This window comes from Altererythrobacter sp. Root672 (assembly GCF_001427865.1).
Lineage (GTDB): Bacteria > Pseudomonadota > Alphaproteobacteria > Sphingomonadales > Sphingomonadaceae > Croceibacterium_A.
This window is the reverse complement of record NZ_LMHH01000001.1, coordinates 301,348-326,071: the sequence shown is the minus strand read 5'-3', so window position 1 is coordinate 326,071 and position 24,724 is coordinate 301,348. Positions and strand designations below refer to the sequence as shown.

General features: G+C 65.3%; 27 protein-coding genes and 1 tRNA gene. 10 read left to right on the top strand and 18 right to left on the bottom strand.

Annotation, left to right across the window (positions count from 1 at the left end; genetic code table 11):
* Positions 1–5 precede the first annotated feature (5 nt).
* The 5 genes from acpS to ruvX are packed head-to-tail and all read left to right on the top strand — an operon-like array spanning position 6 to position 3,974.
* On the top strand, positions 6–410 hold the full coding sequence (acpS, locus tag ASD76_RS01520; RefSeq protein ID WP_055917485.1) for a holo-ACP synthase: 405 nt from the start codon (positions 6–8) through the stop codon (positions 408–410).
* Complete coding sequence (gene lepB, locus ASD76_RS01515; RefSeq protein WP_055917483.1) at positions 407–1,315, top strand: signal peptidase I; 909 nt, start codon at positions 407–409, stop codon at positions 1,313–1,315. The genes acpS and lepB overlap by 4 nt, the downstream gene beginning before the upstream one ends.
* A complete protein-coding gene (locus ASD76_RS01510; protein WP_055917480.1) occupies positions 1,302–2,399 on the top strand; it encodes an AI-2E family transporter in 1,098 nt (365 codons plus the stop codon). Before lepB ends, ASD76_RS01510 begins: the two co-directional genes overlap by 14 nt.
* Positions 2,389–3,510, top strand: coding sequence for a DUF3089 domain-containing protein (locus ASD76_RS01505; RefSeq protein ID WP_055917477.1), 1,122 nt, complete (start codon positions 2,389–2,391; stop codon positions 3,508–3,510). Before ASD76_RS01510 ends, ASD76_RS01505 begins: the two co-directional genes overlap by 11 nt.
* Entirely contained in the window at positions 3,507–3,974 is a 468-nt protein-coding gene (gene ruvX / locus ASD76_RS01500; protein WP_055917473.1) for a Holliday junction resolvase RuvX, read from the top strand. The genes ASD76_RS01505 and ruvX overlap by 4 nt, the downstream gene beginning before the upstream one ends.
* On the opposite strand, the gene ASD76_RS01495 is transcribed toward ruvX, so the two are convergent.
* From ASD76_RS01495 to argH, 4 genes are read right to left on the bottom strand one after another with little or no spacing between them, the layout of a single operon-like run.
* The gene (locus ASD76_RS01495; RefSeq protein ID WP_235506628.1) at positions 3,971–4,762 is read right to left on the bottom strand and encodes a bifunctional precorrin-2 dehydrogenase/sirohydrochlorin ferrochelatase; all 792 of its coding nucleotides are present in this window, start codon (positions 4,760–4,762) and stop codon (positions 3,971–3,973) included. The two genes, ruvX and ASD76_RS01495, sit on opposite strands and share 4 nt — an antisense overlap.
* Positions 4,759–6,015 carry a diaminopimelate decarboxylase gene (gene lysA / locus ASD76_RS01490; protein ID WP_055917467.1) on the bottom strand — a complete coding sequence of 419 codons (1,257 nt, stop codon included), beginning with the start codon at positions 6,013–6,015 and terminating at the stop codon, positions 4,759–4,761. Before lysA ends, ASD76_RS01495 begins: the two co-directional genes overlap by 4 nt.
* 13 nt (positions 6,016–6,028) lie before the next feature.
* The gene (locus tag ASD76_RS01485; protein WP_055917464.1) at positions 6,029–6,274 is read right to left on the bottom strand and encodes a hypothetical protein; all 246 of its coding nucleotides are present in this window, start codon (positions 6,272–6,274) and stop codon (positions 6,029–6,031) included.
* Positions 6,271–7,647, bottom strand: coding sequence for an argininosuccinate lyase (argH, locus tag ASD76_RS01480; RefSeq protein ID WP_055917461.1), 1,377 nt, complete (start codon positions 7,645–7,647; stop codon positions 6,271–6,273). The genes ASD76_RS01485 and argH overlap by 4 nt, the downstream gene beginning before the upstream one ends.
* Positions 7,648–7,663: 16 nt before the next feature.
* Between argH and ASD76_RS01475 the strand changes: the two genes are divergently transcribed.
* Together ASD76_RS01475 and ASD76_RS01470 are read left to right on the top strand one after the other, a co-directional pair.
* Positions 7,664–8,248: a TlpA family protein disulfide reductase gene (locus ASD76_RS01475; protein ID WP_055917458.1), complete on the top strand. Its 585-nt coding sequence runs from the start codon at positions 7,664–7,666 to the stop codon at positions 8,246–8,248.
* Between the two features lie 4 nt (positions 8,249–8,252).
* Positions 8,253–9,029, top strand: a complete 777-nt coding sequence (locus ASD76_RS01470; RefSeq protein WP_156457505.1) for an intradiol ring-cleavage dioxygenase — start codon at positions 8,253–8,255, stop codon at positions 9,027–9,029.
* Positions 9,030–9,055: 26 nt separating this feature from the next.
* On the opposite strand, the gene ASD76_RS01465 is transcribed toward ASD76_RS01470, so the two are convergent.
* From ASD76_RS01465 to ASD76_RS01425, 9 genes are all read right to left on the bottom strand, one after another.
* Positions 9,056–9,131: transfer RNA gene (locus ASD76_RS01465), tRNA-Val, on the bottom strand.
* Positions 9,132–9,210: 79 nt separating this feature from the next.
* Positions 9,211–10,521, bottom strand: a complete 1,311-nt coding sequence (locus ASD76_RS01460; protein ID WP_055917452.1) for an NAD(P)/FAD-dependent oxidoreductase — start codon at positions 10,519–10,521, stop codon at positions 9,211–9,213.
* 99 nt (positions 10,522–10,620) lie between these two features.
* Complete coding sequence (locus tag ASD76_RS01455; protein WP_055917449.1) at positions 10,621–11,403, bottom strand: ABC transporter ATP-binding protein; 783 nt, start codon at positions 11,401–11,403, stop codon at positions 10,621–10,623.
* Positions 11,400–12,386, bottom strand: a complete 987-nt coding sequence (locus ASD76_RS01450) for a FecCD family ABC transporter permease (RefSeq protein WP_055917446.1) — start codon at positions 12,384–12,386, stop codon at positions 11,400–11,402. Before ASD76_RS01450 ends, ASD76_RS01455 begins: the two co-directional genes overlap by 4 nt.
* Positions 12,380–13,267 (bottom strand): ABC transporter substrate-binding protein, encoded by an 888-nt coding sequence (locus tag ASD76_RS01445; protein ID WP_162249628.1) that lies wholly within the window; start codon positions 13,265–13,267, stop codon positions 12,380–12,382. Before ASD76_RS01445 ends, ASD76_RS01450 begins: the two co-directional genes overlap by 7 nt.
* A 158-nt stretch (positions 13,268–13,425) precedes the next feature.
* Positions 13,426–14,421, bottom strand: a complete 996-nt coding sequence (locus ASD76_RS01440; RefSeq protein ID WP_055917440.1) for a winged helix DNA-binding protein — start codon at positions 14,419–14,421, stop codon at positions 13,426–13,428.
* A gap of 54 nt (positions 14,422–14,475) precedes the next feature.
* Positions 14,476–14,973 (bottom strand): L,D-transpeptidase family protein, encoded by a 498-nt coding sequence (locus tag ASD76_RS01435; protein ID WP_055917437.1) that lies wholly within the window; start codon positions 14,971–14,973, stop codon positions 14,476–14,478.
* A 37-nt stretch (positions 14,974–15,010) separates the two neighbouring features.
* Positions 15,011–15,742, bottom strand: a complete 732-nt coding sequence (locus ASD76_RS01430; RefSeq protein WP_055917432.1) for a class I SAM-dependent methyltransferase — start codon at positions 15,740–15,742, stop codon at positions 15,011–15,013.
* 34 nt (positions 15,743–15,776) lie between these two features.
* On the bottom strand, positions 15,777–17,066 hold the full coding sequence (locus ASD76_RS01425) for an adenylosuccinate synthase (RefSeq protein ID WP_055917429.1): 1,290 nt from the start codon (positions 17,064–17,066) through the stop codon (positions 15,777–15,779).
* Positions 17,067–17,218: 152 nt separating this feature from the next.
* Here ASD76_RS01425 and ASD76_RS01420 point away from each other — a divergent pair, with 152 nt between their 5' ends.
* On the top strand, positions 17,219–18,094 hold the full coding sequence (locus ASD76_RS01420) for an alpha/beta hydrolase (RefSeq protein ID WP_055917425.1): 876 nt from the start codon (positions 17,219–17,221) through the stop codon (positions 18,092–18,094).
* A gap of 1 nt (position 18,095) precedes the next feature.
* Here ASD76_RS01420 and ASD76_RS01415 read toward each other — a convergent pair whose 3' ends face one another.
* The 4 genes from ASD76_RS01415 to ASD76_RS01400 form a co-directional block, all read right to left on the bottom strand.
* A complete protein-coding gene (locus ASD76_RS01415; RefSeq protein ID WP_156457504.1) occupies positions 18,096–18,503 on the bottom strand; it encodes a hypothetical protein in 408 nt (135 codons plus the stop codon).
* An 82-nt stretch (positions 18,504–18,585) separates the two neighbouring features.
* Positions 18,586–19,698 (bottom strand): ATP phosphoribosyltransferase regulatory subunit, encoded by a 1,113-nt coding sequence (locus tag ASD76_RS01410; protein WP_055917419.1) that lies wholly within the window; start codon positions 19,696–19,698, stop codon positions 18,586–18,588.
* Positions 19,699–19,754: 56 nt separating this feature from the next.
* A complete protein-coding gene (serA, locus tag ASD76_RS01405; RefSeq protein WP_055917416.1) occupies positions 19,755–21,338 on the bottom strand; it encodes a phosphoglycerate dehydrogenase in 1,584 nt (527 codons plus the stop codon).
* A gap of 63 nt (positions 21,339–21,401) precedes the next feature.
* Entirely contained in the window at positions 21,402–22,532 is a 1,131-nt protein-coding gene (locus tag ASD76_RS01400; RefSeq protein WP_055917414.1) for a phosphoserine transaminase, read from the bottom strand.
* Positions 22,533–22,663: 131 nt separating this feature from the next.
* Here ASD76_RS01400 and ASD76_RS01395 point away from each other — a divergent pair, with 131 nt between their 5' ends.
* Both ASD76_RS01395 and ASD76_RS01390 read left to right on the top strand, forming a co-directional pair.
* Positions 22,664–23,173: a hypothetical protein gene (locus ASD76_RS01395; RefSeq protein WP_055917411.1), complete on the top strand. Its 510-nt coding sequence runs from the start codon at positions 22,664–22,666 to the stop codon at positions 23,171–23,173.
* A 117-nt stretch (positions 23,174–23,290) separates the two neighbouring features.
* On the top strand, positions 23,291–23,914 hold the full coding sequence (locus ASD76_RS01390) for an extensin family protein (RefSeq protein WP_235506450.1): 624 nt from the start codon (positions 23,291–23,293) through the stop codon (positions 23,912–23,914).
* On the opposite strand, the gene ASD76_RS01385 is transcribed toward ASD76_RS01390, so the two are convergent.
* The gene (locus ASD76_RS01385) at positions 23,902–24,630 is read right to left on the bottom strand and encodes a response regulator transcription factor (protein WP_082553745.1); all 729 of its coding nucleotides are present in this window, start codon (positions 24,628–24,630) and stop codon (positions 23,902–23,904) included. The two genes, ASD76_RS01390 and ASD76_RS01385, sit on opposite strands and share 13 nt — an antisense overlap.
* Positions 24,631–24,724: the final 94 nt, after the last annotated feature.

Genomic DNA, 24,724 nt, shown 5'->3' with positions numbered 1-24,724 from the left:
AGGTCATGATCATCGGCATGGGCTCCGACCTCTGCAATATCGAGCGCATCCAGGCCGCTCTCGACCGGCATGGTGATCGCTTCGAGTTGCGCTGCTTCACCGTCATCGAGCGTGCCAAGGCGGCCAAGCGGCCGTTCACCCGCGCTGGCACTTACGCAAAGCGCTTTGCCGCCAAGGAGGCCTTTTCCAAGGCCGTGGGCACGGGCTTCTTCAAGGGTGTCTACATGAAGGATATCGGGGTGGTGAACCTGCCCTCCGGCGCTCCGACCCTGCATCTCGAAAACGGCGCGGCGAAGCGGCTTGCGGAACTGACGCCGGATGGCCATGAGGCGCGCATCCACCTTACCCTTACCGACGACCATCCCTGGGCTCAGGCTTTCGTCGTAATCGAGGCACGCCCCCTAACGTGAACGACCAACCTTCCGAACCGATCGGCGCCGACGAATCCCACGGCAAGAAGAAGAAGGCCAAGGTCAACTGGGTGGCGGAAATCCGCGGCCTGATGCTGATGCTGCTCGGCGTGCTGGCGTTCCACACGTTCGTAGCCAAGCCGTTCTATATTCCCAGCGCATCCATGGTTCCCAACCTGCTGGTCGGTGACAGGTTGATCGTCAGCAAGTACCCTTACGGCTGGAGCTGGGTCTCAGCCTCGTTCCACCTCCTCCCCCGCAGCGACTGGCGCATCGCACCCGCCACTCCCGAATATGGCGACATCGTCATCGCGGTCCCGCCGGATAAGGCAGAGGACTACATCAAGCGCGTGATCGGCCGTCCGGGCGACCGCATCGCCATGGTCGACGGCCAGATCATTCTCAACGGCAAGGAAGTGCCGCAGGAAGTCGAGCCCCCAGTGCGGATTCCCGTCGCGGACGAGCAATTCTGCGAAGGACGCCCCTGCCTCGCCGATTTCGACCAATTCCGCGTCCGCGATCCCGATGGCCGCGAATTCTACGAACCGCCGACGTACCGCGAAACGCTGCCGAACGGCGCGAGCTATCTGATCATCGACCACATGACGCAGCAGCTCGACAATTTCGACGAGATCGAAGTGCCCGAAGGCTACGTGTTCCTCATGGGCGACAATCGCGATCACTCGGCTGACAGCCGCGCCCCCGCAGCGCCAATCAGCAACGGGCTAGGCGGTCCGGTCCCGATCTCGAGCGTCGGCGGCCGCGCGGAAATCATCACCTTCTCTCTCGACGGCAGCGCCGGCTGGAATCCGCTGAGCTGGTTCAGGGCATTGCGCCCGGACCGTGCTTGGACCACTCTCCGCCCCGAACTGCGCGGAGCGGGAGAGGGTGATGGCCGAGACTGACGCCACCGACGGTCCTGCGGGCGACAACCGGGCGAGCCCCACCCACATTACCAGCCCGGCCCTGCGCTACGAGGCCAAGCGAGCGCTGCTGTGGGTCACCATCGTCGGTCTCGCGATCCTGGCGATCTACATTTCGCAAGCGTTGCTGGTGATCTTCGGCGCGATGGTCTTCGCTTCGATGCTCGACGGCGGAGCCCGGCTGCTTGGGCGAATCCTCCCAATCGGACGCGGCTGGCGGCTGGCGATCGTACTGCTCGCGTCGATCGGGTTCGTAATCTGGCTCACCCGGTTTGCGGGTTCGCAGATAGCCTATGAAGCGGCCGAACTGCCGCAAATCGTGACGCAGCAGGCGAACCGCTTCTTCCAGTGGCTCGACCAGAAGGGCTTCGACATCGACATTAACGATGTGCAAGGCGTGGCCGGCCAGTTGATGAGTGGCGTCGGCACGCTGACCAAGGCGATCGGCGGAATTTTCGGGGCGCTGACGACGCTGTTTCTGGTCGCGATCATCGGCATCTACATCGCGCTCGAACCACGACTCTATGAGCGGGGCATCGCCTGGATGCTGCCACCCGAACGGCGCGGAAACTTCTACATCACCGTGAACCGCATGGCCTTCACCATGCGCCGGCTGATGGGCGGACGCCTGCTGGGCATGGTCTTCGAAGGCGTGTTCACCTGGGTCATGCTCGCGGTCTACGGCGTCCCGATGGCGGCGCTGCTGGCCATTCTGACCGGCATGCTCGCCTTCATCCCCAATGTCGGCGCGATCGTTTCGGGCGTGCTGATGGTGCTCGTCGGATTTTCCGGCGGGCTCGAGATGGGGCTCTACACGATCTTCGTCTATTTCCTGGTCCAGAACATCGACGGCTACATCGTAGTCCCACTGATCGCGCGGAAGACGGTCGATCTCGCCCCAGCCCTGGTGCTGGCCGCGCAGCTTGTCATGGGCGTGCTGTTCGGCGTGCTCGGCCTGTTCCTGGCCGATCCGCTCCTGGCGATGATCAAAGTCGCGCTGGAGCGCCGGGCGGAACAGAACCAACAAGATGGGTCGCAACTCAAGGCGGAGGCCGATGGTCCGTAAGTTTCTCTACATTGTTGCCGTATTTCTGGTGATCCTCATCGCAGGCGCGTTCGCGCTGCGGCTGTGGTCGAGCAAGCTTGCGGAAATCGCCTTCGTGCCTTCGACCGAGTTCGTCGCGCAGGACCCGCTCGCCAGCAACGCCTACCAGGATCCGGCGATGTGGTTCTCAAGGCCCGGCATCGGAGCGCCGACGGACCCGTCGCGCTGGCAGCCCGCCGGCGTTCCCGCTGCGGCCAAGCCGCCGGTGAACTTCGCGGTCTTCTTCGTCCACCCGACCAGCTACCTCGAGAGCGTCCACTGGAACGCCCCGCTCGACGATGCCCAGTCGCAGACCCGCGCCAAGGTCTACCTCCGCGGGATGGCGAGCCCGTTCAACCGCGCCAGCGAGATCTGGGCCCCGCGTTATCGCCAGGCAACTTTCGGTGCGTTCCTCACCGATGCGGAGGGAGCCGACGAGGCGATCGACGCGGCTTATCAGGATGTTGCGCAGGCTTTCGACTATTTCGTCGACAGTGTCGGCCCCGACACGCCGATCGTGCTCGCCGGACATAGCCAGGGCTCGCATCACATCCTGCGGTTGCTGCGGGAAAAGGTCGCCGGAACTCCGCTGCAACAGCGAATCGCCATGGTCTACCCAGTGGGCTGGCCGATCTCGGTCGCGCACGACCTCCCTGCCCTTGGTCTTCCGGCTTGCGCCACACCGGACCAGGCCGGCTGCATCATGACCTGGTCGAGCTTCGCCGAACCCGCCGAGACTGACGCCTGGTTCCAGATTTTCCGCGCTTCGAAGGGCTTCGACGGACAGCCACGTGGCGAGAGCCCGATCCTGTGCGTCAATCCGCTCAACGGCACACTCAACGGCTCGGCCCCAGCATCCGCGAACCTCGGCACGCTGGTGCCGAACGAGACCATGACCAGCGGCGAACTCGTGCCCGGCTCCGTGCCCGCTCGCTGCGATCCGCGAGGGATCCTGCTGATCGGCGATCCACCGGAGCTTGGCCAGTACGTGCTGCCGGGCAACAACTATCACGTCTACGACATCCCGCTGTTCTGGCGGAACCTGCAGGAAGACGTGACGCGGCGGATCGGCGCCTGGTCGGCCGCGCGATGATTACCGAGCAGGCTGGTGACTTCCGTTCGGCCCTGCCTGAAGGCGGGGTCCTGCTTGGGCTCGACCTCGGCACCAAGACCATAGGCACGGCGTTCTGCGATGCCGGCTGGAGCTTTGCCAGCGCGGGCAAGACGCTGCCGCGCGGCAAGTTCTCCAACGACTTTGCCGCGCTGAAGGCCCTCGTCGCCGAGCGGCGGGTGAAGGGTGTTGTGATCGGCCTGCCGCTCAATATGGACGGTACCGGCGGACCGCGCGCCCAGGCCAGCCGCGCGTTCGCGCGCAACCTCGCGCCCTTGGAATTGCCAGTGCTGCTTTGGGACGAACGCTGGTCCACCACCAGCGCCGAACGCGCGATGATTTCGCAAGACTTCAGCCGCGCCAAGCGGGCCGAGCGAATCGACAGCCACGCCGCTGCGGTGATCCTGCAGGCGGCGATAGACCGGCTCGCGGGCGGGATTCTCTAGGCTTCAGGCCTTCGGCGTAAGAGCAGCACGAGGCCGGGCAGCAGTGAACCGTCGTGCGGCAGTTCCCGCCTCACGGCGTCGGCCCGAGAGCGGTCGAGGATCGCATGAGCCACCTCCGGCTCGAACAAGATAACGTCGGCACTTCCCAGCAACCGCGCCTGCCTCAGCGTCAGGTCGTCCGGATCGTCGCTGCTGATCGTTAGCTCGATCGTCTGTCCCGCCGCCGGTGCCACAGCATCAGCCAGCCAGACATCCACCCTGTCCGCCGCGCCATCCGTCAAAGGATCGAGCGTCCCACCCTCCGCGAACGCAGCATCGAGTGCCATGCGCCGATCCGCAGCAGCCGGCCATCGGGCCCGCAGTTTCGCTCGTGCGCCATTCAAAGCATCGGCCAAGCGGCCAAGATCAGCCGGGAACAAGGCCTCCAGCCGCAAGCGCAACTGCTTGGCCAATCCGGCCGAAGCCCCAGACGTGCCGACCGCGATCAACACAGGGTCGCGATCGAGCAAACTCGGCACCGTGAAGTCACACAAATCGGGCCGGTCGACCACGTTCACCAGCACGCCAGCAGCGCGCAGCTTGACCGCGTCCGCCTCGCAAGCGGCAGCCTCTTCATGCGCGACAAAAGCCAGTCGAGCCCCGCGCGAGAGGCCATCCTCAAGTTCCCTTGAGGTTTGCCCTCCAGCCCGTTCCACGAGGCGCCTTTTCGCCTCGGCAGCCGCCCCGTCCCCCAGCACGATCACCGGCTGACCGGCGATGCGATGGAAGAGCGGGAGCGAGCGCATCAGAGCCAGTCCGGGACCCGCTCGGCGGCGGTGATCTCTTCCGGGAGGATGCGGTCGGCGACGACGGCGAACTTGTCGCCATCGACCATGACCTCGGCCACGAAACCGCGGCTGTTGTAGCTCGAAGCCATCGTCGCGCCGTAAGCGCCGGCAGTGCGGAACACCGCTAGGTCGCCGGCTTCGACGCCTTCGATATCACGGCCCATGGCGAAGGTGTCGCCGGTTTCGCAGATCGGTCCGACGATGTTGGCGGTCATGCGCTTGTTCGACGGCCGGACCGCTTCGAAGTCATGCCACGACCCGTAGAGCGCCGGTCGCGCTAGGTCGTTCATGGCCGCATCGACGATCACGAACGGATCCCTGATCCCACGCTTCACGCGCACGACCTTGGTCAGCAACACTCCGGCGTTGCCGGCGATGACACGGCCAGGCTCGAACATCAGCCGCACGTCCCAGCCGCTGGTCACGCGCGCGACCATTTCGCCATACGCGGCCGGGCTCGGCATTACGTCGCCCGCTTTGTACGGCACGCCAAGACCGCCGCCGAGATCGGCATGGCTGACCTTGAGGCCGTTGGCACGCAAGCTGCTAATCAGCCCGCCAAGCTTTTCGAACGCCCGCTCCAGCGGAGCGAGGTCGGACAGTTGGCTACCGATGTGCACCGCAACCCCGCGCATATCGAGACCGGGCATGGCCGCGAGGCGCGCGTAGATCGCTGGTGCTTCTCCGATCGGCACGCCGAACTTGTTGTCCGCCTTACCGGTCGAGATCTTGTCATGCGTGCCGGCGTCGACGTCCGGATTGACGCGCAGCGCGCAGGGAGCGCGAAGGCCCCGCGCCGCGGCGAGCGCCGAGAGCTCCGCGCCCTCCTCTTCGGATTCGAGATTGAACTGTCCGATTCCGGCATCGAGCCCGCGGATCAGTTCGTAGTCCTGCTTGCCGACCCCGGAGAACACGACTTCGCTCGCCGGCATGCCAGCGGCCAGCGCTCGCGCCAGTTCGCCGCCGGACACCACGTCCGCCCCGAACCCTTCGCGCTGCATCACGCGCAGCACCGCCAGGTTGGGATTGGCTTTGACCGCGAACGCCACGTGCGGATCGCCCAGCGGCGCCAATGCTTCCCGAAACACGCGCGCATGCCGTTCGAGCGTGGCGCGCGAATAGACGTAGACCGGCGTGCCGACTTCCGCGGCGATGCGGGCCAAAGGAACGTCCTCGGCGTAAAGCTCGCCGTCGCGAATGTGAAAATGATCCATGATTAGACTGTCTTTACCCTTCGGGCGGCAGGTCGAACGGGTCGTCCTCGCGCTCTTCGGAGCGCTGCCGTAATTCTACATTGCGAGTGGGGACGGCCTGCGTGTTGGGCTCCAGCAATTCGGCTGAAGTCTCGGGCTCGTTCCTGGCGAACGGAGTGGGCGGCAAGGGCTGCCCGGCCGCCTGCTTGAGATCCTGCTGGCTACCGCAGGCCGCAAGGCCCAGGCCCGCAAGGAGCACGAGAGCGCGAAGACGAGTCATCCACCCATACCTAGCGCCTCACGCGCCTCGGCGATACGTTTGCGTACTTCGGCCGGAGCAGTGCCACCGTGGCTGGCGCGAGCGGCGACCGAGGCTTCGACCGAAAGGGCCGCGTAAACGCCCTCCCCAATCCGGCCGTCGATCCCCTGCAGGTCCGCCAGCGACAGCGCTTCGAGCGCGATCCCGCGGCTCTCCGCCAGCTTGACCGCCGCCCCGGTGATGTGATGCGCCTCGCGGAAGGGAATTCCCGCCTGGCGCACCAGCCAGTCGGCGAGGTCCGTCGCGGTGGCATAGCCAAGCTCTGCCGCTTGGCGCATCCGGTCGGTGCGGAATTGCGCTTCCGCCACCATCCCGGTCATCGCCGCGACCGACAGGCCGAGCAGATTGGCCGCCTCGAACACCGGCGGCTTATCGTCCTGCATGTCCTTCGAATAAGCGAGCGGCAGGCCCTTCATCGTCACCATCAGCGACACCGCGCTGCCGACAATACGCCCGGCATGGCCGCGCACCAGCTCTGCCGCGTCGGGGTTCTTCTTCTGCGGCATGATCGAACTGCCGGTCGAGAGCGAATCCGGCAGGCGCACGAAGCCGAACGGCTGGCTCGCCCAGATGATGAACTCTTCCGCCAGCCGCGACAGGTGCAGCGAGCATTGAGCCGCAGACATCAGATAATCGAGCGCGAAGTCGCGATCGGACACCGAGTCGAGGCTGTTCGCGGTCGGCTTGTCGAAACCAAGCGCTTGCGCGGTCATCTCGCGGTCGATCGGGAAACCGGTTCCGGCCAGCGCCGCACTGCCGAGCGGCGACTCATTCGAACGCTTGCGAGCATCGGCAAACCGCGAACGGTCGCGGCGGATCATCTCGTAATAGGCCATCAGATGATGCCCGAGCGTGACTGGCTGCGCGGTCTGCAGGTGTGTGAATCCCGGCATGATGCTGTCGGCATGCTCGCCCGCCCGCGTCACCAGCGCCCGTTGGAGTGCCTCCAGACCCGCATCGACCTGATCGATCGCATCGCGCACCCACAGGCGGAAATCGGTCGCCACCTGGTCGTTGCGGCTGCGCGCCGTGTGGAGTCGACCCGCGGCTGCGCCGATCAGTTCGGCCAACCGGCTTTCGGTGGTCATGTGGATGTCTTCGAGCGACCAGTCTTCCGGAACGCCGTCGGCCTCATACTCAGCGGCAACCTGGTCGAGACCCGCTTCAATCGCCTTGGCGTCCTCGGCCGAAACGATCCCGCAAGCGCCGAGCATTGCGGCGTGGGCCTTGCTCGCGGCGATGTCCTGACGCCACAATGCCTTGTCGAAAGGGATCGAGGCGTTAATTTCGCGCATAATCGAGCTGGGCCCTTCCGCGAAGCGCCCGCCCCACATCTGGTTGGAGCCTGCAATGCCCCGTTCGCCGTCGTTCTTGCTCACGTGTGTTATCGCCCTCGTCGTCGGGGGCTGCGATAGGCAAAGCGCCGAACCCGCGCAACCGCAGGAACAAGCTTCGCCTGAAAACGGCGCCGAGCTTACCGGCACCATCGACCGCAGCTTTGTCGGCCAGTCCCTGCCCGCGGCGCAACTTGTCGACCCCTCGGGCGCGACGCTGGCGATGGCCGACCTCAAGGGCAAGCCGACGCTGGTCAACCTCTGGGCCACCTGGTGCGTGCCCTGTGTGGCAGAGATGCCCAAGCTCAACGACCTCGCCGCCGAACTCGGTGACAGCGTGCGCGTCGTGACCGTGAGCCAGGACATGAAGGGCGCCGAAGTGGTCGAGCCGTTCTTCGCCCAGCGCAAGCTCGCCAACTTGCCGAAGTGGATCGACGCGAAGAACGATTTGCCGTTCGCCTACGGCGGCGGCGCGGCATTGCCGCTTACGGTGCTTTACGGCGCAGACGGCAAGGAGATCTGGCGAATGGTAGGCGGCTTCAACTGGTCGAGCGCCGAGGCGCGCGAACTCGTGGCCGAGGCGACGCCAGGAAAGGGATGACACCATGTCCCAGCTGAGCCGCGACCTTGCTGCCGGAATGGACCGCAGGCGCTTGCTCGGCGGCATGGCCCTCGGCCTTGGCGGGATGATACTCACCGCCTGTGGCTCGCGGGCTGGAGCGCAGGGAGAAGATGCAGCCTGCGCGGCTTCACCGACCGAGACCCGGGGGCCGTTTCCCGCCGACGGCAGCAACGGCGGGGCACGGCCGATCAACGTGCTCGACCTCGACGGTGTGGCGCGACGCGATATCCGCTCGGGCTTTGCCGGGATGGGCGGAACGGCGGAAGGCGTGCCGCTCGAGCTGGAAATCGAGCTTGTCGGCTCCGGCTGCGGCGCCCTTCCCGGTCACGCGGTCTACTTGTGGCAGAACGACGCGGAGGGCGCCTATTCGCTCTATAATCTCGCGGAGACCAACTACCTGCGCGGGCTGCAGCCGTCTGATGCCGGGGGCCGCGTCCGCTTCACCAGCATCATCCCCGGCTGTTACGGTGGCCGCTATCCGCACTGCCATTTCGAAGTGTTCGAAAGCGCACAGGCCGCTATTGGCGGCGCGCGGCCACTGCTGGTTTCCCAGCTGGCCTTCCCTGACGCCGAATGCCGAGCAATCTACGGCGGCGATGGGCGCTATGGGGACTCGCTGCGCAACCTCGAACGCCTGCCGATTGGACGGGATTTCGTGTTCGGCGATTCCGATCCAGCGGGTCAGCAACGGCAGACGCTGAAGCTCACCGGCGATCTGACGCGCGGCTATCAAGGTACCGCTGTGGTCGGCTTGGCCTAGCGCGGCTCTTCGCTATCGATCGGGAATGGTGGGCGGTGACGGGCTCGAACCGCCGACCCTCTCGGTGTAAACGAGATGCTCTACCAACTGAGCTAACCGCCCCACTGCGTGGGAACGGCGCGATTTAGCGACTTTTCGGGGGTGGTCAACGGGTGCCGGAACAGAAGGACGCTCGTAACCGTCAATGCAGCTTGAGTCGGGGCCGCACGATGCGGTTGACCCGATCGACGAGGAGGAGCGTCATCCCCTTCAGCCAGCCGTGGATCGCGATCAGGTGCATCCGGTAGAGCGAAGCATAGACCAACCGGGCCAGACGTCCTTCGATGGCCATCCTCCCTCCAACCAGATTGCCCATCAGGCTGCCGACCGTCGAAAAACGACTCAAGGAAACGAGCGACCCGTGATCGTGGTAGACGAAGGCCTTGAGAGGCCTTCCATCCATGATGCGGACGAGATTGACGAACACCGTCCGCGCCATCTGATGGGCTGCCTGCGCCCGCGGAGGAACGGGAGTGGTGCGCCCAGCCGGCGTGCAGGAACAGCAGTCGCCCATGGCGAAAATCAGCGGGTCACGCGTAGTCTGCAGAGTGTCCCGCACCACCAGCTGATTGATGCGATTGGTTTCGAGGTCGAGATTCGCCAGCATCGGCGGTGCCTTCACCCCCGCCGCCCACACCAGCAAGTCGCCCGTGATGCGCTCACCGCCCTCGGTGACGATTGCATGGGGCACGGCCTCAATCACGCGCACGCCAGTGAGGACGCGCACGCCAAGCGCTTCGAGTTCGGCCTGCGCCGCTTCAGCCAGGCGCTCCGGAAGCGCCGGAAGGATGCGCGGTCCAGCTTCGATCAAGGTGATCTCCAGCCGGCTTTCGTCAAACACCTCGAGCCCATAGTATCTTAGTGCGCCAGCCGCGTTGTAGAGTTCGGCAGCGAGTTCCACGCCCGTCGCCCCGCCGCCAACGATGACCACTTGCACATGCGCGTCGGCGGCCGGGTCGACGCTCATCTCCCGAGACACGCGCAGGCAGTGGTCGAGTAGGCGGTTGCGGAATCGGTCCGCCCCGACGCGATCATCCAGGCGCATGCAGTTTTCGGCCACGCCTGGCGTGCCGAAGTCGTTCGACTCCGATCCGACGGCGAGGACGAGATAGTCGTAGCGTATGGTATGCCGGCCGATGATCTCGCTACCGTCATCGTCGAGCAGCGGCGCTATGATCACTTGGCGATTGACGCGGTCGACGCTTTCGAGCTTGCCGAAGAAGTAGCGGTAGCCCCAGCGGTGGCAGTGGCTGCGGTAGCCTACCTCGTCGAGATTGGCGTCGAGCGAGCCTGCCGCAACCTCGTGCAGCAGCGGCTTCCATACATGCGTGCGATTCTTTTCGACGAGGATGATGTCGTGCCGCTTGCGACCAAATTTCGCGCCGAGACGACGGACCAGTTCGAGGCCGCCTGCGCCGCCCCCCACCACCACGATCTGCGTCTTGCGTAGCAAGTCATCCCCCCGCGACGGTTTGAGCAACGTGAGCCGTAGCTAACGTACTCAGCGACCTTATCAAACCCTTCTGGGAATGCCGTCGATCCAGTGCGTGCTTTAAACCGCGGCCCGTGGAACGAAATCGACCGTCGCCGTGGGCGTGCCGGCGCCGGTGACGCACGCGTCTACCTCGAACACCTCACGCAGCAAGGCGGAGGTCAGCGTCTGCTCGGTCGGGCCGAAGGCTGCAAGTTGCCCATTGCTCATCACCGCCACGTGCGTGGCGTAACGCGCGGCGAGCGTGAGGTCGTGGAGCGAGGCTATGACGAGCTTACCCTGGTCGGCGAGCGCGCGGAGCCTGATCATCCCGTCGAGCGCGTGCCGCGGGTCCAGGCCCGCGAGCGGCTCATCGACCAGCAGCACTTCAGGATCGCCGACAACGGCGCGTGCAAGCATGGCGCGGACCAGTTCGCCGCCGGACAGCGTCGTCGCCGGTTGGTCGCGATGACTGGCCAGGTCCACGGCCTCAATGGCTGCGGCCACGCGCGCGCGCATCTCGTCCGGGAGCCCGCCAAACGCCGGCAATTGCGGCAACAACCCGAGCGCAACCAGCCGTTCGACCGATACCGGCCATTCGGCGCGCGGGTTCTGCGGCAAGTAAGCGCGGACGCGCGCCAGTTCGCGCCGGTCGAAGGCGGAGATCGCTGCCCCGTCGAGCTTTGCCGTGCCGCGATCGGGCCGCAGCAACCCCGCCAGGATCGACAGCAAGGTCGACTTGCCGGCGCCATTCGGGCCGATGAGGGCGACCAACTGGCCGCCTTGCGCATGGAGAGTCACGCCGTTGACGATCGTCCGCCCGCCCCGCACCACGGTGAGCCCTTCGGCCTCGATCCGGCTCATGGCGACATCCGCCGCAATCTGGCGACCAGCCAGAAGAAGAACGGGGTGCCCACCAGGCTCGTCAAGACGCCGAGCTTCACTTCCTGATCGGTGGGTATGACCCGCGTGGCGACATCGGCGAACAACAGCAAGATCGCGCCGAACAGCGCCGAGGGAAGCAGGACCCGGCTCGGCTGGTGGCCCACGAATGGCCGCACGAGATGCGGCGCAAGCAGGCCGATGAAGCCGATCGCCCCAGTCACGGCCGTTGCCGCGCCCACGGAAAGAGCAGTGCCTGCGAGCGCCAGGAAGCGAGTGCGCGAGAGGTCGACTCCCAGGCTTTGCGCTTGAGCCTCCCCTAGTGTGAGCGCATCCAGGTCGCGGGCGGTCAAGGACAGGCATAGCCAGCCGACGAGGATGAATGGCGCTGCCAGCATGACCTGGTTCCAATCCCGATCCGCCAGCGAACCGAGCATCCAGATCGTCATCTCGTAGGCGGCATAGGGATTGGGCGCGAAATTGAGGGCGAGGCTGAGACCTGCACCCATCAAGCCCGAAACGGCCACGCCCGCGAGGATCATGGTCAAGGTACCGCCCCGCCCGGCCCCCAGAGTCAGTGAGGCAGCGGCCAAGGCGCCAACGATCCCGAGGGTCGGCCTGGCCAAGGCGAACGTGCTCGATAGCCCGAAATAGATCGCGATCACCGCGCCGAGCGCCGCGCCCGGCGAGACGCCGAGCAGGCCTGGCTCGGCGAGCGGATTGCGCAACAGGCCCTGCAGAGTGGCGCCCGCCAGGCCGAGCGTAGTGCCAGCGAGTATGGCGAGGACCGTGCGGGGCAGGCGCAGCTCGGACAGGATCAGCCAGGGCAAGTTCGGCTTCGGTTCGAACACACTGCCTGCCAGCACAGCCGGATCGAGCCAGACCCTTCCAGTGCCGAGCGACAGCAACACGCCGACGACGAGGAGCACAGCTGCCAGGAAAGGCCAGGCCCGACGACCTACCACTCCACACCGCCTTGCGGGACTTTGGCCAGGGCCTGGCGCAATTGGAGCACGGCGTCGGCCGATTGCGGCAGGCCGCAGGCGTAGAGCGAGGCTGGATAGGAAATCCGCCGTCCGGCGTAAGCCCTGCGGATTGCCGGATGTTCCGACACCGCATCGCGCAGGGCCGGTCCGTCGTAGCGGTCTTCGCCGCGCATGATCGCGTCGGGGCGCGCCGCCAGCAGTTCCTCGACCCCGAAGGTCGAATAGCTCGCATCGGGCATCCGGCGGGCGAGGTTGATTGCACCGGCGCGGCGGATGATCTCATCGGTCAGGGTACCGGCCCCGGGCACGGCGTCGCCACTGCTCCAGGCGGCCACTTCGAGCGCATTCGCCGGCCGGTCCCGGTCGAGCTGGGCAAGCTTGGCGTCCATGTCGGCGATCAGGGCTTCAGCCCGTTGCGGTTCGCCGACCGCCGCGCCGATCTGCCGGGTGATGCGGCGAATGTCTGCGAAGCTGTTGGCGGCGTCGATCTCTATCAGCGGGGCCCCCACTTGGCCCGCCAATCGCCGCATCACCGAGGCCGACCACGGGCTCGCGAGGATCAGGTCGGGCTGCTGGGTTACGACCTCCTCGGCCGAGCCGTGATTGGTCGCGACTCCGGCATCGGCTCCGGGCATCAGGACCTGGACCGGGTCGTGCGCGAGGTAAGTGATCGAAGCGATCCGTTCCTTCGGCACGAGCATGAGCAGGAGGATATCGCTGCACATGTTGGTCGACATGATGCGCTGCGGCTTGCCGACGGGGAGGTGCCTGTCCGTCTCGCTCGAAGCGGCAGCGGTCATGCAGGCCAGCGCGGTGAGGCAGGCCGCAAAGGCGCCGGTCCGAAGCCTCCCCCATCTCATGCCCCGCGCCGCTCCTGTCTGCATTCGTTCGTCAGATACTCAATGGCGGGCGCTTATCCTCCCACCGTCAGCGAAGGTCCAGCGTGGACCGCATGAAATCTCGCGGAATTTAGGGGACCAAAGCATAAGCCCTCTCCCGGAGGGAGAGAGGTCCTCTGTCACACCACTCTCGTCCCGCCTTTGCCCACTTCAGCGAAGTAGCGGGCCATCATTTCGGCGGCGCGGTCGGTCAGGGCGATGAAGGCGCGCCGTCGATCGGCATCGTCTTCGTTCCGCTGAAGCAGCCCTGCCTCGATCATCTGGCCGATCCAACGCAGCGCAGTGGTCGGCGGCACGCCGCTGGCAATGCACAGCGAAGTCACCGAAACGCGGATGCTCTCGATCCGTGCGGCAGTGAGATCGAGCAGAATGTCCCACGCAGGATCAGCAAACAGCGCCCCATCGAAGAACCGCGAGCGTATGTGGCGGTTGCGGATTATCCGGCGGATCATCCGCGCGTCAGGCAGTGACGGCTTCGCACCCGAACCCAGACGTCCGCTTCCCTTAGGTCCCTGCCCGGCGAATTCGGAACCGGGGCTTTCGAGGCGAAGCCCCTTACCTTCCCCGAAGATCGCCGCATGCCCCACGCCGAACTGGTCGAGGCGTTGCGCCACTTCTCCAACTTGCTCGATCAGGCGCAGCAGGGTGAGACGATCTTCTTCCGACAATTCCCGCAGGCGGAGATTGGAAAACCGGGTGAGCGCCCGGCCCAGCGCAATGATCCGATCGGCCCGACTCGGGTCCACCAGGATCTGCGCGTCGGACTGGTCGCAACAGGCGAACACGTCATCGAGCGCTTCGATCGAGGTCGAAACAATCAGGTGGGCCGCAGAGTGTTGCACGCGCATGTCCAGCCGCGACAAGGCCGCGAGCACCGCGGCATCGGTTTGCGGACAATCGACCAGCACCACTTCCCCGATCGGCCGCGCTTCCCCATCGAGCAGCGCCGCCACCGGCCCACATTCGCGCACTGCCATCCCCGCCGCCATGGCGTCATCGCGGATCTGGTCCCGGACGTGCTCTCGATCAGCAAAGATCGAGACGGCAAGCGGCATCCCAGCCGGTCCGGTCGCCTGCTCTTCGAGCGCTACATAAGGAAAATCGGCTTGCGGCATCAGCTCCTCCTGATGAGAACATCATAGGAACATAATCCAACAAGTCAAGTAATTTCAGCTCGTTATATCAATCGACGTACCGTCGGGAATGAGCTGCCAAAGCTCGGCAATCTCGGCATTTTCGAGCGCGATGCAGCCGTCGGTCCAGTCACCGGGCAGCCGCCCATCGGGGAGCCAGATCGGCTGCCCGTGAATGAAGATCGCGCCGCCGGGAGAGCGGCCACGCGAACGGGCAAACTCGGTGTCCGTCGTGTTGGGATAGGAGATGTGCAGGCTCAAGTGATAGGCGCTCTTCGGATTGCGGTAGTCGATGGCATAGACGCCTTCGGGCGTCCGTTCGTCACCTTCGAACCGCTTATGACCCTCTGGCGCGTCGCCAAGCTGCAGACCCTGATAGGTGCGGTAAGGCTTGCCACCGGAATAGAGCGTCAGGACCCGGTCCGACTTGTCCACCCGCACGTAGTCGGCGAGCGGCAGATCATCGACTTCGGCCCGAGCGGATCCACATCCGGCGAGGACCAGGGCAAGCAAGAGGGGGCGGAACCAGCGCATGAGGCAGGCTATGCCCGATGCCGCTGCTGCCGCGCAATCAGCGAAGCCGTTCGCCTACCAGCGTGCCCTTGGCGCCAGGCAGCAGCGTGAAGCGGAAGTCAGGCCAGTCACGCCGCCAGCGTTGAGCGACCACGCGCTCTCCCGGCCGGGCAGCGTCGTCGAGCAGGATCATCCCGCCCGGCACGATTCGGTCGAACAAGAGTTCGGCGCGCCCGCGGATGAAGGGGTTGAGCGACCAGGGCGGACCGTCGATCACCAGCAGGTCGATCTCGCGCGGGACCGAGCCGAGTTCGTACCAGGTGTGCGACCATTCGGACCGATCTTCCACCAGCGGGGCGTGGCGCATGTTCGCCTGGACACCGTGGCTTTCGAGCCATTGGCCGGTCGACACGACGAAGTCGGCGTGCTGGTCGAAACTGGTCAGCCGCCCGCCGCCATTGAGCTCAAGCGCCTTGCCGAGCACCAACGTAGAGGCACCGCAGCCGAGTTCCACGACCTCGCGCGGGCGCAGCTTCTCGATCGCCTCGACCATGCGCCAAAGGAACCAGGTGTCGGCCTTCCAGCTACCAAGGTGAGGCAGTGCGTCGTGCGGCAGGCCCAGCTTGTCGAGCAGCGCGTGCTTGTCAGCCAGTTTGCCGCCCCACAGGCTCCGCAGCAGCCACGGCCACTGGATCGCACCCCAGGCTATGGTGAGCGCTTTTTCCGACAGGGGACGATCCGGACCGGTCGTCTCCAGCGGAAGAAAGCCTGTTTTCTCGCGGGATGTCATTGGGGCAGCATACTCCGCGCAGTGGATTTCAGGCTCAACCCTCGAATGGGTCTCGCACCAGGATGGTATCGTCTCGCTCCGGGCTGGTCGAGACAGAAGCGACAGGGCACTCGATCAGTTCCTCGATCCGGCGGATGTACTTGATCGCCTGGGCCGGAAGATCGGCCCAGCGCCGGGCGCCTGCAGTTGTCTCGCTCCAGCCGTCCATTTCTTCGTAGACCGGCTCCAGCGCTTCCTGGTCGGCGGCATTGGCCGGAAGGTAATCGATGAGTTCGCCGTGTAGGCGATAGCCGGTGCAGATGCGAATCTTCTCGAAGCCATCGAGCACGTCGAGCTTGGTCAGAGCGATGCCGGTCACGCCGCTGATGGCGCAGCTTTGCCGCACCAGCACCGCATCGAACCAGCCGCAGCGGCGCTGACGGCCGGTGACGGTGCCGAATTCGTGACCGCGCTCGCCCAGGCGCTGGCCGTCGGCGTCGAACAGCTCGGTCGGGAACGGGCCCGATCCGACGCGCGTGGTGTAGGCCTTGACGATGCCGAGCACGAAGCCGGCCGAGTTCGGGCCGAGGCCGCTACCGGAGGCGACCGAGCCGCTGACGGTGTTGGAGCTGGTGACGAAGGGATAGGTCCCGTGGTCGACGTCGAGCAGCACGCCCTGCGCGCCCTCGAACAGGATGCGTGAGCCCTTCTTGCGCTCTTCACGCAGACGCATCCACACCGGCTGCGAGTACTGCTGCACGAACGGCGCGATCTCGCTGAGCTTTTCCTTCAGCGCCGCGCGGTCGATCGGCGGTTCGCCGAAGCCGGCGCGCAAGGCGTCGTGGTGGGCGCAGAGACGGTCGAGCTGCGGCTCGAGCTCATGCAGGTGAGCAAGGTCGCACACGCGAATCGCGCGGCGGCCGACCTTGTCTTCGTAAGCCGGGCCGATGCCACGGCCGGTGGTGCCGATCTTGCCCTTGCCGGCAGCCGCTTCGCGCATCACGTCGAGCTCGCTGTGGACGGGCAGGATCAGCGGGCAGTTGTCGGCGATCGCCAGGTTGGCCGGGGTGATCTTCACGCCCTGCCCTTCGAGCCGTTCGATTTCCGCCTTGAGCGCCCAGGGATCGAGCACCACGCCATTGCCGATGATCGACAGCGTGCCGGTGACGATGCCCGAGGGAAGCAGGCTGAGCTTGTAGGTGGTGTTGCCGACCACCAGCGTGTGCCCGGCGTTGTGCCCACCCTGGAAGCGCACGACAACGTCGGCCCGGCTTGCCAGCCAGTCGACGATCTTGCCCTTGCCCTCATCGCCCCATTGGGCGCCGATTACGGTAACATTGGCCAAAGGAGACGTGCCTTCCTGCGTGCAAAAAACCCGCGCGGCCCTAGGCCGCTTGGCGCCGGAGAGCAAGGCGCACGCCGGGACAAACGCGACAATCGGAGACAGGAACCTTAACCTGTCGCGGATAGGATTGAGAACGAACCGGAGGAATCGCGATGCGTCGATCCGTTCTGATGGCCGCCGCCTGCGTCGTCATGACGCTGGCCGGCGCCGCGTTGGTACGGGAAACACCGGTCGAAGCAGCAGCGACAGCCGATGGACGGCAAGCGATCTCCTACGGCCCCGACAAGCTGCAGACCCTCGACTACTGGCCGGGCGCGTCGGCCGACGCGCCACTGGTGTTGTTCGTTCATGGCGGCGGCTGGTCGCGCGGCGACAAGCAGATGATGCAGAGATCGGACAAGCTCCGGCACTGGCGGGCGAAAGGCTATGCCGTGGCCTCGCTCAACTACCGGCTGGTCCCTGCCGCCACGGTAGAGCAGCAGGCCGAGGACGTGGCGAGCGCTCTGGCCGTCCTGAAATCCCGCGCGAACGACTTGGGCTTCGACGGCAAACGCATCGCCCTCGTTGGGCATAGCGCCGGGGCCCACCTGGTGGCCTTGGTGGGAACCGACCCGGAGTACTTGCGCACCGCCGGCCTGTCGTTCGCTGACATCGCGGGCGTCGTTCCCCTCGACGGGGCTGCCTACAACGTCGTGGCGCAGATGACCGACGGGCCGCGCATCATGCAGGACACTTACCGCGACGCTTTTGGGAACGACCCTGCCCGACAGGCGAAACTGTCGCCGACCACGCAAGCTGCGGCCCCTAACGCTGCGCAGTTCCTGATCCTCCACGTCCAGCGGGAGGACGGCATTCGTCAAAGCAAGGCTCTGGGCGAGGCCTTGGGCAAGGCAGGAACCGTAGCGGAAGTCCGCGGCTTTGCCGGTACCGGACTGCGCGGCCATGCCGAGATCAACCGACGCATGGGCGACGAGAGCTACCCGGCAACTGCTGTCCTTGATGCTTTCCTGGCCCGAGTCTTCGGCTAACTCAGTTTCCGGTCTCGCAATCCTCAGTCGGTTCGAGCGCTTCCTCTAGCGCCGCTTCGGGATGTCCCTCCACGTGCGCGAAGCCGGCCATCCGGCAAAGATCGTCTTCGAACGCGTCTGTCACTGGCGCGGTCGAGGTGCCGATGAGGAACGCCGCGAAGGCGGGGACAGACAGACCGATAGCCCAGAACAGTCCCTGGAACGCGACGTCGCCCAAGGAGCGGTAAGTCGCCGAATTGAACAGCGCGTCAGCCACCGCCAACAGCATGCCGGCAATCATCAGATATCCGACGAACGACAGGAACGGCGCCTGGCTCATCCCCAGTTGATACGGAAACAGCGTGGCAGCCAGGATCCACACCAGGACGCCCAAGCCAAAGGCAGGCTCTGCTAGGATCCGATCTTTCATCTGAGAGCGACCTCTAACGCCAGCTTCTTCCCGCACCATCCACAAGACTACTAGGTCCGTGAGGGCGCAGGCTCAACAGCGGTTAGATGGCGACCGGAACCGTTCCTTCAAGCCGGTGCGAACAGCGAAGCGCGAGCGGATCGTCTGCTTCGGAAAGTGCTGCGACCGTGCGCCAGCCTTCGGTGCGCAGCTTCGCGCCTGCAACCGGATCATGGCCAAGGGGCAGAAATACGGTGTTCCGCCGCGGCTCTTCGGCCTTGACGGATTCGACCAGTTCTTCGGGATAGAGCGAGAAGCCGGTCGCCACTTCGTCCGAGCCGCCGATGCTGTAAGTGCCGCCCCGGCCGAGCGTGCCGCGAACGCCGTCGGCGTAGAGCGTGAAGCCGAACCAGGACTGGTATTCGAACCCATGGCGTTCCGCGGGATCGAGCGTCAGCCGCGCACGGCCGCTGACACGCCGAGCGATCTGCCGAAGCCCCTCGATCCGGCTCGCGAGTACGCCGACGGTGTCGATTCCAGCCAACTTCTCGATCGCTTCGTCGAACGGACCGCTGGCGTAGAGTAGCGGCAAGTAGGCTTCCCCGCCCGCCTCTTTCAGTCCGCCTGCGTCCTTCGCGTCGAGTTCCCGCCGCACGGCCACGACTTGCTCGGGCGTGAGCGGGAATTCCTGCTCGGCCAGCGTATCGACCAGGTCCGGAAGGGTAAAATCGACCGAGATGCCCGTCGCCCCAGCGGCCTCAAGCGAGGCAATCGCCAGTTCGACGATCTCTGCAGCCGCCGCTACGGAATCGCTGCCGATCAGTTCGGCACCGAGCTGGAGATTTTCCCGCCGGGGATCGAGCTGGCTACCGGCAATCTTCACGACCTGCCCGGCGTAACACAGCCGCAGGGGGCGCGGAGCGTTGGCGAGGCCGGTCGCGGCAATGCGCCCGACTTGCACCGTCATGTCCGACCGCAACGCCAACGTGCGCAGGCTCTTGGGATCGACGAAGCGGAACAGATGACGGGTCTTCACCCCGTCCATCCGCCGCGCCATCGACTGCATGAATTCGATCAGCGGCGGGCGCACGCGGTCATACCCGTGCGCATCGAGCACGCCGAGCACGTCGCGCTCAATGCGCGCTACTGCCGCAGTGCTTTGCGGCAGACGGTCTTCAAGCCCTTCAGGGAGAAGGTCGGCAGCAGGATCAGTCATTGGAGCCCCCTAGCCGCTCACCCTTCTCATGCGAAGGGTGAGCGGTTCAAGGTTGTTTAGAACGACAACGCCTTGGCGCGCTTGACGCCAGGCAGGCTGCGGGCCTTCTCCACAACGTCGGCCGGCACTTCGCCGTCGACCGACAGCAACAGCACCGCTTCGCCACCGGCTTCGCGACGGCCAAGGTTGAAGGTGCCGATGTTGATGCCGTTCTCGCCGAGCAGCGTGCCGATGCGGCCGATGAAGCCCGGCGCGTCCTCGTTGACGATGTACATCATGTGGCCGGCCAGTTCGGCTTCGACCTTGATGCCGAACAGTTCGACCAGGCGCGGCTCGGCGTTGCTGAACAGCGTGCCGGCAACCGAACGCTCGCCCGCATCGGTCTTGACCGAAACGCGCAGCAGCGTGTGGTAGTCGCCTTCCTTCTCGGTGCGCACTTCACGCACCTCGATCCCGCGCTCCTTGGCCAGGAACGGAGCGTTGACCATGTTCACCGTGTCCGACTGCTCGCGCAGGAACCCGGCCAGCACCGCGGCGACCATCGGCTTGATGTTGAGCTCGTTGGCGTGGCCTTCGGTGTGGATCGAAACCCGCGGTACCGAGCCGGTCGTCAGCTGACCCACGAGGCTGCCGAGCTTTTCGGCGAGCGCCATGTACGGCTTGAGCTTCGGGGCTTCCTCGGCGCTCAACGAAGGCACGTTGAGCGCGTTGGTGACGCCGCCGCTGACGAGGTAATCGCTCAGCTGTTCAGCGACCTGGAGAGCGACGTTGACCTGCGCTTCGTTGGTCGAAGCGCCGAGGTGCGGCGTGGCGACGAAGTTCGGCGTGCCGAACAGCGCGTGCTCCTTGGCCGGCTCGGTCACGAACACGTCGAGTGCGGCACCGGCGATGTGGCCGGCGTCGAGCAGTTCCTTGAGCGCGTCCTCGTCGATCAGGCCACCGCGCGCGCAGTTGACGATGCGCACGCCCTTCTTGGTCTTGGCGAGGTTTTCGCGGCTGAGGATGTTGCGGGTCTGGTCGGTCAGCGGGGTGTGCAGCGTGATGAAGTCGGCACGCGCCAAGAGATCGTCGAGTTCGACCTTCTCCACGCCCATTTCCACCGCACGCTCAGGCGAGAGGAACGGATCGTAGGCGACGACCTTCATGCGCAGGCCGTGGGCACGGTCGGCAACGATCGAACCGATGTTGCCAGCGCCGATCAGGCCGAGGGTCTTGCCGGTAACTTCGACACCCATGAAGCCGTTCTTCGGCCACAGCCCCGATTGGGTCTGCGCGTTGGCTTCAGGCAGCTGGCGAGCCAGCGCGAACATCAGGGCGATGGCGTGCTCGGCCGTGGTGATCGAGTTGCCGAACGGGGTGTTCATCACCACGATGCCCTTGGAGCTGGCATAGGGGATGTCGACGTTGTCCACGCCAATGCCGGCGCGGCCGATGACCTTGAGGTTGGTCGCGGCGTCGATGATTTCCTTGGTCACCTTGGTCGAGCTGCGGATCGCCAGGCCATCGTACTGGCCGATGATCGCCTTGAGCTCTTCCGGGGTCTGGCCAGTGATCACGTCCACTTCACAGCCACGCTCTTCGAAAATGCGCGCGGCGTTGGGATCCATCTTGTCGGAAATGAGAACTTTGGGCTTCGTCATGAAAGCCTCCTGCAAATAGCAATGGGGTGGTTCGGCGGACCCGCAGGTCCGCCGGAAACGGGTTCAGGCCGCCTTGAGCGAAGCCCAGGCCCAGTCGAGCCAGGGACCGAGCGCTTCGATGTCCGCCGTGTCGACAGTCGCGCCGCACCAGATGCGCAGGCCCGGAGGGGCGTCGCGGTATCCGGCGATGTCGTAAGCCGCGTCAGCCTTCTCGAGCAGGCCGGCGAAGGCCTTGATGAAGTCGGCGTCAGCACCTTCGACGGTCAGGCAGACCGAGGTCTTGGAACGGGTGCCATGATCGACCGCGAGATGGCCAAGCCAGTCACGCTCCGCCACGATCTTGTCGAGCGCAGCAGCGTTGGCGTTGGAGCGAGCCTGCAGACCCTTGAGGCCGCCGAGATCCTTGGCCCATTCGAGAGCCCAGATCGCATCTTCCACCGCCAGCATCGAGGGGGTGTTGATGGTTTCGCCCTTGAACACGCCTTCGGCGAGCTTGCCCTTCGACATCAGGCGGAACACCTTCGGCAGCGGCCAGGAGGGGGTGTATTCCTCCAGCCGCTCGACCGCGCGTGGGCCGAGGATCAGCACACCATGGCCGCCCTCGCCGCCCAGGACCTTCTGCCAGGAGAAGGTGGCGACATCGATCTTGTCCCACGGAATGTCGTAGGCGAACACCGCGCTGGTCGCGTCGGCGAAGCTGAGGCCCTGGCGATCGGCCGGGATCCATTCGGCGTCGGGAACGCGAACGCCCGAGGTGGTGCCGTTCCAGGTGAACAGGACGTCGTCCGACCAATCGACCTTGTCAAGGTCCGGAAGCTGGCCGTAATCGGCGCGCATCACGGTCGCTTCGATCTTGAGCTGCTTGACGACATCGGTGACCCAACCTTCACCGAAGCTTTCCCAAGCAAGCGCCGTCACGCCGCGAGCGCCGAGCATGGTCCACATGGCCATCTCGAAGGCGCCGGTGTCGGAACCGGGTACGATACCGATGCGATGCGTATCGGGCAGCTGCAACACTTCGCGCATCAGGTCGATGCAGTACTGAAGGCGCGTCTTGCCGATCTTGGCGCGGTGCGAGCGGCCCAGCGATTCGGTGGCGAGCTTGTTGGGGGAGTATCCCGGCGGCTTCGCGCAGGGACCGGAAGAAAAGAACGGACGCGCGGGTTTGCGCGCCGGCAACGTAATCACAGACATGTAGTCTCTCCTTACAGAGAGCACGCGCGGCGTTGGGACCGCGTGGCCCGCGGCGGCCCTTAGAGACGAGCGATCTTGGCGGCAAGGACGAATTGGAATATCTTTGCGGCATCCTAGGTAAGGAGGACGCTATGCGCTTCGTTCACCTGGCATTGGCCGCAACAATCGCACTCGGACTTGCGAGCCCAGCCCTATCCGCGCCCAAGCCTGAAGAAAGCTGGGGCCGTGCGGGCGTCGACTTCGAAACCTATCGCGCCGACTCGGTGGAATGCGCCGAGCTCGCCTACTATGCCGATGTTTCGGACACCGAGCAGGCCAAGGCCCTGGTCATAGGTACTCGGCGCCTCGAAGCAGCCGACAGGACCTCGTCGGACTTCATCGCCCAGGCCAATGCCTATGCGCAGATCAACAACAGCGTTCGCGCACCCGAACGGATCGAGGAATTGCGCGAGGCGATGCAATCGATCGTCGATCGGTGCCTGACCGAGCGCGGCTACGTGAAGTTCAGGCTCACCGAAGACCAGCGCGAGCACCTGGGAATGCTCCGCTCGGGTTCCGACGAGCGGCATCACTACCTGCACTCGATAGCGTCGAACAGCGCGGCCCTGGAAAGCCAGGCTGTGCATGAAGGGAAGTCCTGAGCCGACTATTCGGCTGTGAGGGATTCCTTGGGATCGAAGGCCGTGATATCATGGCCTTAGATGGTCAGGACGGGATTTGCCTTGATTTGCGCGGCCTTGGTCGCGGGTTGCTCTGCTGTGCCGGAAGGTCGGGAACAGCAGCAGACGACCGCAGCCTCTAGCAAGCCGCTCGCCCTTCCCGCACCGCGAAGCGCAGAGGCTGGGCAGTGCCTGTCGCGCCTCGTGCAGATGGGCGCGCAATACACCGCGCTCGACGATAAGTACCTGGGCCAGGGTTGCAGCCTGCTGACGTCGGTTCAGTTGAGCGGCCTGGCTTCGGACGGCGCCAACCTGTCGGTGTCGAACCTCGGCCCGGTGACGTGTGAGGTCAGCCAGGTGTTCAGCGGCTGGGCGCGCTATGGCGTCGACCGGGCGGCACGGCAGATCCTCGGCTCTCCGGTGCGGACGATCGAGACGATGGGCAGCTATTCCTGCCGCAACGTCGCCGGGACCGGACGGCGCTCGGGCCACGCGACCGGCGCGGCGATCGACGTCTCGGGCTTCGTGCTGGAGGATGGACGGCGGATCACCGTCAAGGGCGGCTGGTTCGGCGGCTCGGCCAAGGAACAGCAGTTCCTCCGCACGGTGCAGCAAAGCGCCTGCAAGCGGTTCGAGACCGTGCTGGGACCCGACTACAATTCCGCCCACAACGACCACCTCCACGTGGAGGGAGTCATCGGCACGAAAAGTTACTGCCGCTGACGGCGAGCCTCGCGCAGCGTGCGCGCGGTGGTCCGCTTTGACCGAATGCGTCCGGCAACGACGGCTTGGTCGAGCTTGACGTCGTCGTTCGCATTGGCGGGCAGCACGGTCGGAAGCTCGAACTGGGCATCGAGCCACAGGCGGATCGCGTCGGCGATGTGGCCGGCCGCGAGCTTGGTCATCATGTTGCCGCGATGGATTTCGACCGTCCGCGGGCTGATGTCGAGCCAGCTGCCGATCTCGCGGTTGGAGCGGCCCGCGCTCAGCAGCTCGAGCACCTCGCGTTCGCGGCGGCTGAGCATGCCGATCGAATGGCGTGCGTTGACTTCACGGCGGCGGCGTTCGGCATATTCGCGAGACTCCGCGATGATCCCGGCCAGGCGGCGAACGAAGCTGCCCATTTCCAGCGGCAGCGTCAGGTAGTCGATAGCGCCGGCTTTGATCGCGGCCACGGCCCGATCGATCCTCGGTTCGTCCGAGGCCACCACTACCGGCAGCCAGATACCGTGTTCGCCGAACTTCCTGATGAGCGAGCCAATCATGGCCACTTCGTCGTTGTCCGCGGCGATGATGATCCCTTCGCTGGGCGGCCGGTCGAGCAGTTCTTCGAACTCTGAATAGACCTCCGCGTGATGGCCCAACGCAAAGGCGATGCGGGCTTGTTCGGCGCGGGAGCGGCTGTCGCCGCCGACGATGTGAAGGGTCGTCCTTTTCATGGACATTACGATGCCGCCGACAACGACTCCGCGCATCATGAGGCCCATCGGTTTCGGTGTGAATCCCTATGGTTACCAAAGGATATACGGCTTA

Excerpts from the sequence above, each read along its gene's own strand:
- acpS (WP_055917485.1), top strand. The coding sequence starts at position 6 with ATGATCATCGGCATGGGCTCCGACCTCTGCAATATCGAGCGCATCCAG.
- ASD76_RS01510 (WP_055917480.1), top strand. The coding sequence starts at position 1,302 with ATGGCCGAGACTGACGCCACCGACGGTCCTGCGGGCGACAACCGGGCG.
- ASD76_RS01505 (WP_055917477.1), top strand. The coding sequence starts at position 2,389 with ATGGTCCGTAAGTTTCTCTACATTGTTGCCGTATTTCTGGTGATCCTC.
- ruvX (WP_055917473.1), top strand. The coding sequence starts at position 3,507 with ATGATTACCGAGCAGGCTGGTGACTTCCGTTCGGCCCTGCCTGAAGGC.
- lysA (WP_055917467.1), bottom strand. The coding sequence starts at position 6,015 with ATGGATCATTTTCACATTCGCGACGGCGAGCTTTACGCCGAGGACGTT.
- ASD76_RS01485 (WP_055917464.1), bottom strand. The coding sequence starts at position 6,274 with ATGACTCGTCTTCGCGCTCTCGTGCTCCTTGCGGGCCTGGGCCTTGCG.
- argH (WP_055917461.1), bottom strand. The coding sequence starts at position 7,647 with ATGTGGGGCGGGCGCTTCGCGGAAGGGCCCAGCTCGATTATGCGCGAA.
- ASD76_RS01475 (WP_055917458.1), top strand. The coding sequence starts at position 7,664 with ATGCCCCGTTCGCCGTCGTTCTTGCTCACGTGTGTTATCGCCCTCGTC.
- ASD76_RS01470 (WP_156457505.1), top strand. The coding sequence starts at position 8,253 with ATGTCCCAGCTGAGCCGCGACCTTGCTGCCGGAATGGACCGCAGGCGC.
- ASD76_RS01455 (WP_055917449.1), bottom strand. The coding sequence starts at position 11,403 with ATGAGCCGGATCGAGGCCGAAGGGCTCACCGTGGTGCGGGGCGGGCGG.
- ASD76_RS01445 (WP_162249628.1), bottom strand. The coding sequence starts at position 13,267 with ATGAGATGGGGGAGGCTTCGGACCGGCGCCTTTGCGGCCTGCCTCACC.
- ASD76_RS01440 (WP_055917440.1), bottom strand. The coding sequence starts at position 14,421 with ATGCCGCAAGCCGATTTTCCTTATGTAGCGCTCGAAGAGCAGGCGACC.
- ASD76_RS01435 (WP_055917437.1), bottom strand. The coding sequence starts at position 14,973 with ATGCGCTGGTTCCGCCCCCTCTTGCTTGCCCTGGTCCTCGCCGGATGT.
- ASD76_RS01430 (WP_055917432.1), bottom strand. The coding sequence starts at position 15,742 with ATGACATCCCGCGAGAAAACAGGCTTTCTTCCGCTGGAGACGACCGGT.
- ASD76_RS01420 (WP_055917425.1), top strand. The coding sequence starts at position 17,219 with ATGCGTCGATCCGTTCTGATGGCCGCCGCCTGCGTCGTCATGACGCTG.
- ASD76_RS01415 (WP_156457504.1), bottom strand. The coding sequence starts at position 18,503 with ATGAAAGATCGGATCCTAGCAGAGCCTGCCTTTGGCTTGGGCGTCCTG.
- ASD76_RS01410 (WP_055917419.1), bottom strand. The coding sequence starts at position 19,698 with ATGACTGATCCTGCTGCCGACCTTCTCCCTGAAGGGCTTGAAGACCGT.
- serA (WP_055917416.1), bottom strand. The coding sequence starts at position 21,338 with ATGACGAAGCCCAAAGTTCTCATTTCCGACAAGATGGATCCCAACGCC.
- ASD76_RS01400 (WP_055917414.1), bottom strand. The coding sequence starts at position 22,532 with ATGTCTGTGATTACGTTGCCGGCGCGCAAACCCGCGCGTCCGTTCTTT.
- ASD76_RS01395 (WP_055917411.1), top strand. The coding sequence starts at position 22,664 with ATGCGCTTCGTTCACCTGGCATTGGCCGCAACAATCGCACTCGGACTT.
- ASD76_RS01385 (WP_082553745.1), bottom strand. The coding sequence starts at position 24,630 with ATGAAAAGGACGACCCTTCACATCGTCGGCGGCGACAGCCGCTCCCGC.